The organism is Longimonas halophila (assembly GCF_002554705.1).
Classification (GTDB): domain Bacteria; phylum Bacteroidota; class Rhodothermia; order Rhodothermales; family Salinibacteraceae; genus Longimonas; species Longimonas halophila.
Map to the genome: position 1 here is coordinate 390,670 of NZ_PDEP01000001.1, position 12,359 is coordinate 403,028.

The 12,359-nt window shown below is 60.1% G+C and carries 12 protein-coding genes; 7 read left to right on the forward strand and 5 right to left on the reverse strand.

Annotated features, from left to right (window positions below):
- The first annotated feature begins 208 nt into the window (after nucleotides 1–208).
- The 7 genes from gltX (at nucleotide 209) to CRI93_RS01580 (ending at nucleotide 6,816) form a co-directional block, all read left to right on the forward strand.
- Nucleotides 209–1,705: a glutamate--tRNA ligase gene (gltX, locus tag CRI93_RS01550; RefSeq protein WP_098060836.1), complete on the forward strand. Its 1,497-nt coding sequence runs from the start codon at nucleotides 209–211 to the stop codon at nucleotides 1,703–1,705.
- Between the two features lie 63 nt (nucleotides 1,706–1,768).
- Entirely contained in the window at nucleotides 1,769–2,770 is a 1,002-nt protein-coding gene (gene purM, locus CRI93_RS01555) for a phosphoribosylformylglycinamidine cyclo-ligase (RefSeq protein WP_098060837.1), read from the forward strand.
- A gap of 126 nt (nucleotides 2,771–2,896) precedes the next feature.
- Nucleotides 2,897–3,574, forward strand: a complete 678-nt coding sequence (plsY, locus tag CRI93_RS01560; protein ID WP_098060838.1) for a glycerol-3-phosphate 1-O-acyltransferase PlsY — start codon at nucleotides 2,897–2,899, stop codon at nucleotides 3,572–3,574.
- A 59-nt stretch (nucleotides 3,575–3,633) separates the two neighbouring features.
- Nucleotides 3,634–4,653, forward strand: coding sequence for an NAD(P)H-dependent glycerol-3-phosphate dehydrogenase (locus CRI93_RS01565; protein WP_098060839.1), 1,020 nt, complete (start codon nucleotides 3,634–3,636; stop codon nucleotides 4,651–4,653).
- Nucleotides 4,654–4,786: 133 nt separating this feature from the next.
- Nucleotides 4,787–5,428 carry an AlbA family DNA-binding domain-containing protein gene (locus tag CRI93_RS01570; protein WP_098060840.1) on the forward strand — a complete coding sequence of 214 codons (642 nt, stop codon included), beginning with the start codon at nucleotides 4,787–4,789 and terminating at the stop codon, nucleotides 5,426–5,428.
- 167 nt (nucleotides 5,429–5,595) lie between these two features.
- Nucleotides 5,596–6,171: a carboxymuconolactone decarboxylase family protein gene (locus tag CRI93_RS01575; protein WP_098060841.1), complete on the forward strand. Its 576-nt coding sequence runs from the start codon at nucleotides 5,596–5,598 to the stop codon at nucleotides 6,169–6,171.
- A gap of 63 nt (nucleotides 6,172–6,234) precedes the next feature.
- The gene (locus tag CRI93_RS01580; RefSeq protein ID WP_098060842.1) at nucleotides 6,235–6,816 is read left to right on the forward strand and encodes a carboxymuconolactone decarboxylase family protein; all 582 of its coding nucleotides are present in this window, start codon (nucleotides 6,235–6,237) and stop codon (nucleotides 6,814–6,816) included.
- A gap of 70 nt (nucleotides 6,817–6,886) precedes the next feature.
- Here the strand turns inward: CRI93_RS01580 and CRI93_RS01585 are convergent, their stop codons facing one another.
- The 5 genes from CRI93_RS01585 to CRI93_RS01605 all read right to left on the reverse strand — a co-directional run bounded on the left by CRI93_RS01585 (nucleotide 6,887) and on the right by CRI93_RS01605 (nucleotide 12,270).
- Nucleotides 6,887–7,207, reverse strand: coding sequence for a YhbY family RNA-binding protein (locus CRI93_RS01585; RefSeq protein ID WP_098060843.1), 321 nt, complete (start codon nucleotides 7,205–7,207; stop codon nucleotides 6,887–6,889).
- Between the two features lie 152 nt (nucleotides 7,208–7,359).
- Nucleotides 7,360–8,625, reverse strand: a complete 1,266-nt coding sequence (locus CRI93_RS01590) for a hypothetical protein (protein WP_098060844.1) — start codon at nucleotides 8,623–8,625, stop codon at nucleotides 7,360–7,362.
- Between the two features lie 134 nt (nucleotides 8,626–8,759).
- Nucleotides 8,760–9,734: a glycine betaine ABC transporter substrate-binding protein gene (locus CRI93_RS01595; RefSeq protein ID WP_098060845.1), complete on the reverse strand. Its 975-nt coding sequence runs from the start codon at nucleotides 9,732–9,734 to the stop codon at nucleotides 8,760–8,762.
- Between the two features lie 215 nt (nucleotides 9,735–9,949).
- Nucleotides 9,950–10,846 carry an ABC transporter permease gene (locus tag CRI93_RS01600; RefSeq protein WP_098060846.1) on the reverse strand — a complete coding sequence of 299 codons (897 nt, stop codon included), beginning with the start codon at nucleotides 10,844–10,846 and terminating at the stop codon, nucleotides 9,950–9,952.
- Nucleotides 10,847–10,929: 83 nt separating this feature from the next.
- Entirely contained in the window at nucleotides 10,930–12,270 is a 1,341-nt protein-coding gene (locus tag CRI93_RS01605; RefSeq protein ID WP_098060847.1) for a quaternary amine ABC transporter ATP-binding protein, read from the reverse strand.
- Nucleotides 12,271–12,359 lie beyond the last annotated feature (89 nt).

Here is a 12,359-nt window from a genome sequence, read left to right on the forward strand (position 1 = left end):
AAATAAGTAGTCAGCAAGTGGGTAAAGGGGGAAGCAGAGCAGCCGCGTTGCACCGAGCGGGCTTGTGTGAGGCTCTGTTGCATTGCGGCCCATGCGCGGAACTGCCTCCTTGAGGCGGTCTACCATCAACGAAGCATTCGCACGAAGCGGTTGCTTCATCGACTGTTCCACATGCTCTGTTCCTACACCACGGCTCCCGTCCAAATTTATGGCTGATTCCGATTCCTCCGCCCCGGTTCGCGTACGTTTTGCCCCGAGTCCCACCGGACGTCTGCACATTGGCGGGCTGCGCACCGCGCTCTACAACTACTTGTTTGCGCACAAGCACGACGGCGACTTCATTCTGCGCATCGAAGACACCGATCAGTCGCGCTATGTGGAGGAGGCGGAGGCCGACCTGATGCAGGCGCTCTCGTGGTCGGGGCTGAACTACAATGAAGGGCCGGGCACCGGCGGTCCGCATCAGCCGTACTACCAGTCGGAGCGTTCGGGGCTCTACCAGCGCTATGCCCAGCAGCTTATCGACAGTGGGCACGCGTACTACGCCTTTGATACCGAAGACGAGGTGGAGGCGATGCGTGAGCGCCACGCCTCCGACGACAACCCCTCGCCAGCGTACAACGCCCACACGCGCATGGAGATGCGCAACAGCCTCTCGCTCGACGACGATGAGGTGCAGCAGCTTCTGGACGATGGCGCACCCCACGTCGTACGCCTGATGATGCCGCGCAACGAAACCGTGCGCTTTGAGGATGAGGTGCGCGGCACTGTGACCTTTGAGACGCAGGGCCTGGACGACCAGGTGCTCCTCAAGTCCGACGGCCTGCCTACGTATCACCTGGCCAACGTGGTCGACGACCATCACATGCGCATCTCACACGTCATTCGGGGCGAAGAGTGGCTGCCGTCAACGCCGAAGCATGTGTTGTTGTACGACGCCTTTGGGTGGACGCCGCCTGCGTTTGCGCATCTGCCGCTCATCATGAGCCCGGAAAGCGGCAAGCTCTCCAAGCGCGACAGCAATGAGCTGGGTATTCCTGTGTTTGTGACGGACTACCGCGAGGCGGGCTATCAGCCCGAGGCGCTCATCAACTTCCTCGCGCTTCTGGGATGGCATCCGAGCGATGAGCAGGAGATCTTTAGCCTGGAGGAGCTCGTGGAGGCGTTCTCGCTCGACCGGGTGGGCGTGAGCGGCGTGCAGTTCGATCTTGACAAGCTGAACTGGTACAACGAGCAGTATGTGCGCGCTATGAACGCCGAGGACTTTGCGGAGGCACTGCGCACACAGCTTACCGAGGAGCATCTGCCCATCACACACGAGCGCCTGATGGCCATTGCCGAGCTTACGCAGGATCGCGTTTCGAAAGTTGGCGATGTGCTGACCGAGCACCGCTACTTCTTTGAAGATCCCACCGCATACGACGAAGACGACGTCGAAAGCGGATGGACCGATCAGTCGGCTGAGCTGCTCCAGGCCCTTGCTGAGGTGTACGATGAAGCCTCCACCTTCGATCGCGATGTTGTGGATCAGGGCATGCGCGACGTGGCCGAGACGCACGACGTGGGCCTGGGGGCTGTAATTCACCCGGTGCGCCTGGCGATTTCGGGGCGAACCTCTGGACCGGGCATCTTCGACCTGGTTGCGTTCATGGGACGCGAGACGACGCTACGCCGCATCGACGCGGTGATCGACGCGCTTGAGTAGCCCTGGCGCTGCATCCCGCTGCTGCCACACGTATTTGCTTCGCATCCACCTACTTACGGATTCATGGCCACGTACAAAGAATCGGGCGTAGACATCGACGCCGCTGATGAGAGCGTTGACCGCATTAAGGGCGCCGTGCGCAAAACCTTTACACCGGGTGTGCTGGCGGATATCGGCGCATTCGGAGCGTTCTTTGAGCCCGATCTGTCGGGATACGAACAGCCGGTGCTCGTGTCCTCCATCGATGGCGTGGGCACCAAAGTGCTCGTGGCCAAGCGGGCCGGGCGCTTCGACACGGTGGGGCAGGACCTCGTGAACCACTGCGTAAACGATATCGCATCGTGCGGGGCCGAGCCGCTCTTTTTTCTGGACTACTACGCCACCGGCACGCTGAACCCCGACCACGCCGAAGCGCTTATTGGGGGATTCGCAGCGGCCTGCCAGTCTAACGGATGCGCGCTCATCGGTGGCGAAATCGCGGAGATGCCCGATGTCTATGCTGCCGACGACTTCGACCTGGCGGGCACCATCGTGGGCATGGTCGACAAAGCCGACATCATCGACGGCTCGGCGGTGCAGGCGGGCGATGTGCTGCTGGGCCTGCCCTCCACCGGACTGCACACGAACGGCTTCTCGCTGGCGCGCCACGTGCTCTTCGACGCGTTTGCCATCGACGAGCCGATCGACGCGCTGGGCGGCACGTCGCTTGCCGAGGCGCTGCTGACGGTGCACCGGTCGTATCTGCCCGCCATCCGCGCAGCCCGCAAGGCCGTTCCGGTGCACGGCATTGCGCACATCACCGGCGGCGGACTCCCCGGCAACCTCGCCCGCATCATGCCCGACGGACTCCACGCGCAGGTCGACTACACCACGTGGACACGCCCCGCGATCTTCGACCTGATTCAAGACGTAGGCGACGTCCCCGAATCCGACATGCGCCGCACGTTCAACCTGGGCATCGGACTGGTCGTGGCGGTGCCCCCGAGCGCCGTGGCCGACGCCACACAGGCGCTGACGACCGGCGATGTAGCGCCCGTGCGCATTGGGACGGTGCAGGCCAACTAAACTCATTGGGACGACTGGGGAAACAGGGGCTTAACGTAACGAAAAGGAACAAAAAGCACTTCCAGCAGCGTTACGTTTGTCCTACGCATACCCCACTCACTGTCTGCGCGCCGCCGCGCATCCGATATGCTGTCCATTGCCGTCATTCTCGTTCTCAGCTATCTGATCGGATCGGTGCCCTCCAGCGTGTGGCTGGGCAAGCTGGTGCACGGGGTCGATGTGCGTGACTATGGAAGCGGCAACGCGGGCGCTACAAATGCCTTTCGCGTGCTGGGGTGGAAGGTGGGCTCCAGCGCCTTGCTGCTGGACATGGGCAAAGGCGCGCTGGCCGCGGGCGTGTTTTCGCAACTTCGACTGGGAGCGGTTCCCTCGTTTGGAGCATGGGAGCTGGATACCGTAATCATGCTGCTGGCCGGGCTCGCTGCCATTGTAGGACACATCTTCCCCCTCTATCTGGGGTTCGATGGAGGCAAAGGCGTAGCCACCACCGCCGGGGTGCTGCTGGCGGTTACGCCGCTCACCATGCTAATCGTGATGGCGATTTTCGTGGCGGTGCTTTTGCCCTCTGGATACGTGTCGCTGGCGTCTATGACCAGCGCGGTGGCCTTTCCCATTGCCGTGGCGGTGCAAATCTTTGTGTTCGGCACCGGCCTTGACCTGAGTGTGCTGGTGGTGGGCGTGCTGCTTGCGCTGGGCATTGTCATTGCGCATCGCTCCAACATTCGCCGGCTGATGAATGGCGAAGAAAACCAGTTCTCGTCGTTTCGTCCGGCACAGGGGATGATCGGGCGGGGCGAGCTGTAACAGCATCGGGATGCAGCCCACAGCACCTGCCGTTCTCCTCCACTCGAACCGCCTGACACATGAACGATGCCGACCTGACAATCTGGGGAAGTGGCAGCTGGGGCACGGCGCTGGCTGCGCATCTCGCTGAAAATGGGCGCACCGTCTGCCTGTGGGGCCGCGCCGAGGCGCAGATCGAACGTATGCGCACCACCGGCCGCAACGAAGCCTATCTGCCGGGCACCGTCCTGCCCGATGGCGTCCACCTTACCGCCAATGTCGAGGAGGCCGCCACTGCATCGTCTATGTGGGCGCTCGCGGTGCCTTCGCATGCGGTGGAAGACATGGCCCAGACGCTGCGTCCGTATCTTGCGCACGTTGCATGCGCGGTCTCGCTCGCCAAAGGCATCGACGCCGACACGGGCCGCACCATGACACAGGTGATGGAGCAGGTGTGGCAGCCGAACGATCCGCCGTGCGTGGCGCTGTCGGGACCGAGTCATGCCGAGGAGGTGGCGCTGAGTGCGCCTACGACCGTCGTAGCTGCGCATCCGGATAAACAGTGGGCCGAGGCCGTGCGCGACGTGTTTATGACGGATCGCTTTCGGGTGTACACCAACACCGATCGCCTGGGTGTGGAGCTGGCTGGGGCGGCGAAGAATGTGCTGGCGCTGGCTGCCGGCATCTGCGATGGTGTGGGCTACGGCGATAACGCCAAAGCGGCGCTCATTACGCGCGGACTGGCCGAACTGCGCCGCCTGGGGCATGCACTGGGCGCGGTGCCAGAGACGTTTGCGGGGCTCGCGGGCATCGGCGATCTGGTTGTGACCTGCGTGAGCGGACACAGCCGCAACCGCCATCTGGGCGAGCAACTGGGGCGCGGCCACACGCTCGACGAAGCGCTCGACGCTATGCACATGGTGGCCGAAGGCGTGTACACGACCAAGGCGATCCACCGCCTGGCCCAGGAGCACAACGTAGACATGCCGATTACCGCCGCTGTGAACGCGATCTTGCACGAAGATGCTGATCCGCATCGCCTCATGGAGCGACTCATGGCGCGTGCGCCCAAGCCCGAAGTGCGTCCGGCTTCGTCGTGACACTGCGAGTGGGGGCTGCGTGCTGTACGGCAACCGCCCTGGTGCGCAGAAGTAGCTACTATTTTGCGTCGTCGTACAACACGATCCAGCAGCGGGCGTTTGCGTACGTCCTGTTGGGACAAATCTACCGCGTATGACGCTCCAAGAACTGAAGCAATTGGTTTCGCTGGGCGAAGGGCGCACGTTGGAGTTTAAGCACCGCGTGCCACGGGCCGAGCGCATCGCTAAAGAAGTTATTGCGCTGGCTAATACCGACGGCGGACGCATCCTGCTTGGTGTAGATGACGACGGCACCCTCGTAGGTGTGGATGACGCTGCAGAAGAAGCATTTATGCTGCGCCGCGCCATCAGCCAGCTGTGTGATCCGCCCGTGTCGTATCACACCGACCGCGTCGTCATTGCGCCGCGCCGCGATGTGCTGGTGGTGCACGTGCCCGAAAGTCCGGGCAAGCCCCACGTGCTGCGCGACGCTGTTGAGAGCGAGGGCCTGGCGTACATCCGCGTAGACGACATGAGCGTAGAAGCAAGCCCCGAGTCGGTCCGGCTGATGGAAGAGCGCCCCGCGACCAACGGCATGTCGGTGTCATTTGGGGAGTCGGAGTCGCTGCTGCTCAGCTACCTGAACGACTATGGGCGCGTCACCGTCGCCGAATTTGCTCGTATGGCGGATCTGCCCGAAGACGAAGCCTCAGCCATTCTCGTACAGCTTACGCGTGCAGATCTGCTCATGCTGCATGCCAACCGCGATGAGGATTTTTTTACTCTCTCGTATTAACGTTTTCTGCACAATCCATTTGGTGGTGACACTTCGTACTGTTAAGTGATCCCCCTAAATAGAGATGCTGCAGTTGACATCTCGCCACCGGCGTTGTACAATCTGATACAAACATAGATTGTAGAAAAAAACAATAGTTATCTACCTCATGATTCCCTCCACATCTAATGGAAAAGCCATCGATTGCAGAGATACGCGAAGAAGCCCAGGAAAAATTTGGCCTTATGCCGGGCTTTTTCGAGGAAACAGGTTCGTACACCACTGCGCCCGCTGCGGTATACCTAATTGCTGATGAAGCGCTACTCAAGGGCGTACTAACGCGCCGCGAGCAGCAGGCCGTGTTGATTGAGCTTGCGCGCTATCACAACAGCCGCTACGATGCTGTTGTGCATGCACGCATGGCCCTGGATGCAGGGGTACCCGCACAGACCGTGGGCCACCTGCTGGATGGAGAAGCAGTAGATGACGACCGCCTGCAGGCTCTCGTTGAGGCAACGCGTTTATCGTGCGAACGGCGCGCATGGTTCAGTCCCAACGAACTGAAGGAGCTCCGCCAGCGCGGCGTGCAGCGCGGCGACCTGTACGAAATCTTTGCCTTTACGGGCATGAAGAAGATGACAGCGTTTACGCATCACATCAGTGATTTCTCGGTCGAGGCCCCCCTCCGACCGCTCGACAAGCGCATGGGCGACCGCTTTCAACAGCCGGCCGATCCCAAGCGCCAGCGGCTCTTTATGGGCTAAGCGCTCTGCTATCTACCTGTGCCTGCGATCTGTCGTGTACTGCTCCTCTACCTCAACGTTGATATGCCCGCCCCAAGCGAAACAGAATACAACCGCTCCGTTGCAATGGCCGAGGCCTACTACGGACTCGTGCCCGAGATCATCAAGGTGGTGAATAAGGAGAACCCTGCTGTCGCGCAGATCTACATTGCAGCCATGGAACTCATGGAGGACGGCGAACTGGCCGATGATGAGCGCGAGGCGGTCATTCTGGCCATCTCGCGGTACAACGACTGTCACTACTGCGCGCGTACTCATGCGGCACTGGGATACGCCGCCGGGCTTTCCAAAGAAGATATCGAAGCCATCAACCGGGGGCACTTACCCGAGAGTGAGCGCCTGAAGGCCGTCGTGCAGGCCACGCGCCTCATCCTTGATAAGAGCGGCTGGCTGGATGAAGAGGACCTCAGCCAGTTGAACGACCGCGGCATCACCCGCATGCATCTCTACGAAATCAATGCGCTCATTAGCCTCAAGACGCTGAGCAACTACATCAACCATGTTGCGCAGACGAAAATTGATGAGGGGCTTGACCAACTCTTTCCCATTATGGCTGAGATCAACCAGGAAGGCTGGGCCGAAGCGCCCGACAAGACGAACGTGTAGAGGTGTGGAGGGATGAAAGGATAGAGGGATGGACGATCTCACTTCCATCCTTTCCACCCCTCATGGCCCATTACGGCAGTTCCAGCTCGGGCTCCTCGGGAAACGGGCGGTACAAGATCATGATGCTGCCAATGACCTGCACCACGTGCACCGGTGACTCGTCGGCGTCGAGGCGGGCCAGCAGGTCGTCGCTTAGCGCGTGCACTTCGTTGGGCGAGGCGCCGAGCGTTTTTACCTTGAGCAGCTCGCGCGTGTTGAAGGCTTCCTCGACCGCAGCCACGACAGCGTCGGTGAGTCCGCTGTCGCCAATGCGAACGACGGGGTCGAGGTCGTGCGAGGCACCGCGCAAAAAGGCACGCTGCTTGGACGTGAGCGAAGGGGTGTCGGCCATAAGACTCGGATGTTGAGATAAAAGATGATCGTGGAAGATGAAGCGATGCGTGGGTGCGAAGATCCACGCTGTGCATCCCTCCACAAAAAACTACAGCGCTGCCCCGCACATGGCACGGCAGCGCTGCATCTGTGTGTGGGGCCTACTGGACGTTAGAAGTAGAGCCCAATGTTTACGTTAAAGGCGGTGCGCCACTCGTTGTCGCTCTGCTGGGCCATGATGGTGCCGAAGCTGCCATCAAACGGCTGGTTGAACGGGTGGCCCTTGCTGATAATGAGGTCGGTGTATACGAACAGCGGACCGGCGCTGGTCAGGAAGCCAGCTACGTGCGAGGCGTTGTCGTTCCAGCTGTCTACGGACTTGTTTGTGACGAGACTGAAGTCGTAGTACGGCTTGATCTGCGAGACCGGCCCGACATCTACCGGAACACGGTACGACAGGCTCGACGAGTACACGGTGTGCTCGCTGGATACGTTGTAGGTGCCGTTGTACGCGCCCATCGTCACAAAGTCTTCGCTCTGGCCGTCGCTTACCGGCGGGTTGAACGTCTGCTGTGCCACTTCGAGCTTGGCGCCGAATCCGCCATAGCGGCTCTGCAGGTGACCCGCGTAGGCATAGTGGGAGTCGGTGGCTCCGGTCGTTTCGTTGAGCAACTGTCCGTACTGACCGGACACGCCCACTTTCGTGAAGCCCTGGTCGCCGTAGTCGAAGGAGTATGCGACCTTTCCGTTGAACTGATTTTCTTCGCTCAGGTTATCGCGCGCATCGCTTCCGTTCGGCACCACGTCGTAGGAGTAGCGGGAGGCGTTGGTGCTGCCGTAGAAGGTCGATCCTTCCGCATTCATGTAGTAGGCCGCCTGCACGTCCCACGGGCCGTCTTGATACATCAGCTTGATGCCGGCGTCGTAGTCGTCTTCAAGGCCGACGTAGTACGTATTGTTGAAGAACCAGCTACTGGAGGCGTAGGGCTGGATGCCAAACGGCACCTGGCTGACGCCTACCTGGGCTTGCAGCGCATCGCTAAAGTTGTAGCCCGCCCAGCCGTGGTGGATGAAGAGTCCGCCGAAGGCATCCGGGTAGATGGCGTACTCGGCATCGAAAATCAGGTCGCCGTACGAGCCATTCGCGCCGATGCGAAAGGTATCGAAGGTAAAGCCGCCATTGCCGAGCTTGCGGTCGGCCTTCTGTTCAAAGCCGGTGTTGGCACCGTAGGCGCGAAAGAGCGCGTTGAAGCGCAGCGAGCCGGTGAAGTTGACGTCGAGGCTGGGTTCCTCTTCCTGCGCAGCGGATGTTGACGCCTCGGTGGTGGCCTCGTTGGAGGCCGCTTCCGCACCGTCGTCGGTGGACTGTGCGGTGGCCAGTGGAGCCATCAGGAGGCTGAGGCAGAAGACGCCGAGAAAGGTAACGTGTCGAATCATGAAGTACGGGGCGTTAGGGACAGAGAGAACGAAACGGCGACAGGAGGCCGCCGAAACGAAAAACAAGACAAAGCAAAGGCCTCTGTGCGCACCTGCGCGAGCATGGAGAGCAGCAGAGGCCAAGGCGTGTTGTGTTACTGAGCAGAGGCCGTTGCCGTAGAGGCATCGGCATTTTCAGGAATCCAGCTGCTGACGAGGTCAGGGTGGTTCTGGATCCAATCTTGTGCAGCTGCATAGGGATCGTCAGTATCCGCGTCGGGGCGGAACGGCTGCATGAGCGAGCTAATCTGCTCGTTGTTTACCTTTACGTTGTCGAAGAACTGCACCACGCGCTCGGGGAATTCTTCCTCGAAGTCGGTGCGTGCTACGGCGAAGATATCTTCTGGCTCGCCGAATACGTCAGACTGGCCGGTTTGAGCACCTTCAAGGTAGCGCAGGTCGTAGCGCCCCCACTTCCAGTGCGGCTGCCAGCCAGTGACGACAATGGGCTCTTCGTTCTGGATGGCGCGCTGCAACTCAGACCAGGTGGCGGGTCCGCTGGAGGCGAGCACCTCGAAGCCTTCGATGTTGTTTTCCGCCAGCACGTCACGCGTCTGCTGATTGACCGTGGCACCGGACTCAATACCGTGGATGCGCCCGTCCAGCGCCTCACGGTGTTCAGCCAGATCTTCTACGCTTTCAAGATCGGTGTAGGTGGGAACAGTAAGCCCCACGGTAGTGCGGTCGTACCACTGCCCAATCTTCTGGAGGTCGCCGCTGTGCTGCTCCCATGAAGCGCTGTGCGTCGTGGGAAGCCAGGCTTCCACAAACACATCGGATCCGCCCGAGGCAACGGAGGTGAAGGCCGTGCCGCCACCGGTGACCTCGCTCATCTGTTCGACTTCTACGTTCAGGCTGTCTTGGAGCAGTTCGTGCATTACGTGGGCCATGGCAATGCCTTCAACCCAGTTCACGTAGACGAGGCGAATGGATTCGCGCTCGCCGCTGGCATCACCGTCAGAGGAGCTACTGCATCCGGTAAAGAGCAGGCCGCCTGCAAGTAGGAAAACAGCCACCAGCGTCGTCCAGGAGGACGAGGAAGGGTGCGAAGCGTGTGCAGAGTTCATCATGCGAAAAAAGGGGTCTGTGCGACAGATAAATGAGCAGGACGCACGGCGCGTAGAGCAGACCGTCCGTCTTGTCCGCTACCACGCAATGAACGCATCCTCAAATAGTTTATCTAATAACGTAAACTTTGTATAATCCCCGCACATATTTCAGCGTGTTACGAATGAATAACGGTTGTATGGCACCAGGAGCGTACAGGGAGTGCGAATGCGGGAAATCATGAAGATTCGGTTCCTCCGTTTGCTGTAGCTGCTTGCTCGCCTATCGACTGCGTAATGCGATCGAGATAGATAGCCAGGATGACAATAGCGAGTCCGCCGTTGAATCCGTCAGCAATTTGAAGCTGGGTAACGCCCCGTACGACCGGACCGCCCAGTCCTTCCGCCCCAATGAGTGCGGCAATGACGACCATTGACAGCGCCAGCATGATGGTCTGGTTTACGCCTGCCATGATGGTTGGCAGCGCCACGGGCAATTCCACCTTGAGCAGCGTCTGTCGGGTGGTGGCGCCAAAAGAGCGAGAGGCTTCAACGACCTCCTCGGGTACCTCGCGGATGCCCAGATTGGTAAGCCGCACCACAGGCGGCGTAGCAAAGATGAAGGTTGCAATGACGCCGGGGACCTTGCCAAGACCAAAGAGCAGCACGGCGGGAATCAGGTACACGAAGGCAGGCATGGTCTGCATAAAGTCGAGCACCGGGCGCACGCTTTGATTCACGGCCTGATTCTTTGAAGCCCAGATACCCACGGGAATGCCGATGACCAGACAGAGCAGCGTAGCAATAAGGGTAAGCGCTACGGTCTGCATCAGCAGGTCCCAGAAGCCCATGCCAAAGACGAGAGCGGTATCCCAGAACGGAAGCGGGATGGTGACTTGGTCAATGAGCAACAGGCCTACAAAGCTAAACGCAGCCATGCCCCGCGAGCAGATCCACCACGCCAGCGCTGTCAGGAGCGCAATCATCACGTAGCTGGGCGGATAGAGCAGCACTGCTTCCAGTCCGTCAATGAGCAGTGTAATAAACTGCGTAATGGCGTCGAAGAACGGAGAGAAGTTGGCTGTGAGCCACTGAATGAGCGACTCAAACTCTTTTCCGATATCAAATTCGATCACGGCACATTTTTATTCGTTATTGCAAGTAACAACACATAAACATCCGGCAGTTTGGCACAGCGGGATGCGTGGAAGGAGAAACGTTATGCAGACTCGGCTGCGGGAGCAGATGCTTCGCCATCGAGTGTGCGGCTGACGTGCGCCTTCTCGGGGGTGGCGTCTTTGTTAAGGGCACCTGATTCCATCAGGTTCTCGATGTTGGTTGTGACTTCCGACAGGATGGAGGCGCGGTCTACTACGCCTACGAGTTCATCGTCGTCGTTGAGAATAGCCACCGGGAGGTCGGCTTCAAACACGACGGGCAGGAGCGCTGCCACAGGCGTGTTCTCGTGGGCCGTGGGTACGTCGCGGGTAAGGGCCTCGTGCAAGTCGGAGCGGTCCTGGGTGCGCAGATCTACGGCGTCGTCGAGGTGCACAACGCCCAAGAGGCGCTGGTCGGCATCCACCGCGTAGACGAGTGGGGTGCCTTCGCTGCGCATCTTGCGAATAGCGACAGCCGGACCGTGCGGCTGCTCTTCGGACGTGGCCTCGGCCAGGTGTACAGTGGGATACGACCGCATGAGCGTAGAGGCTTGGATGACACGTGTGCGGTCTACGTCTTGCACGAACGAGCGCACGTACTCATCCGCGGGCTCAGTAAGAATTTCCTCGGGCGTGCCTATCTGCACGACCCGTCCAGACTTCATGATAGCCACACGGTCGCCAATCTTGAGGGCTTCGTCCAGGTCGTGCGTCACGAACACGATCGTTTCCTGCATCTCCTGCTGCAAGTTGAGCAGCTCGTTCTGCATCTCGCTTCGGATGAGCGGATCGAGTGCGCTAAAGGGCTCATCCATGAGTAAGATGCTGGGGTCGTTGGCCAGGGCGCGGGCCAGTCCCACACGTTGCTGCATACCGCCAGAGAGGGTATCGGGCGTGTGGTCTTCGTAGCCGCTCAGGCCCACCAGGTCGATAGCCTCTTTAGCACGCTTGCTGCGCGTCTCCTGGTCTACGCCGCGCACCTCCAGTCCAAACTCAACGTTCGATTGCGTGGTGCGGTGCGGCAGGAGCCCGAAGTGCTGAAACACCATCGACACCTTCTCGCAGAGCGCGCGCAGCTCGGCCCCGTTCATCTGGGTGATGTCGTCGCCATCCACAAGCACCTCGCCTTTTGTAGGCTCAACAAGCCGGTTCATGCAGCGAAGCAGTGTGGACTTCCCGCTGCCGGAAAGGCCCATCAGGACGAATATTTCGCCCTCGTTTACCGTAAACGATGCGTCATTGACGGCAACGGTGCAATCGGTTTGCTCCAGAATTTCCTCGTTGGAGTGGCCGTTGCGGAGCATGTCGAGCGCCTCGTCGGTCGCGTCGCCGAAGACTTTGTACAGGTTGCGCACCTCAATGGCCGCAGGTGTGTTTGCAGCAGGTGTATCCGAGTCAGGCATGTAAGCAAGCGGTTATGAGCAGCATACGAGCAGGGGTAACCTTGACATGACTGTTGCGCCAACGAGGCATGCCAACAGGTGTTTTGCCT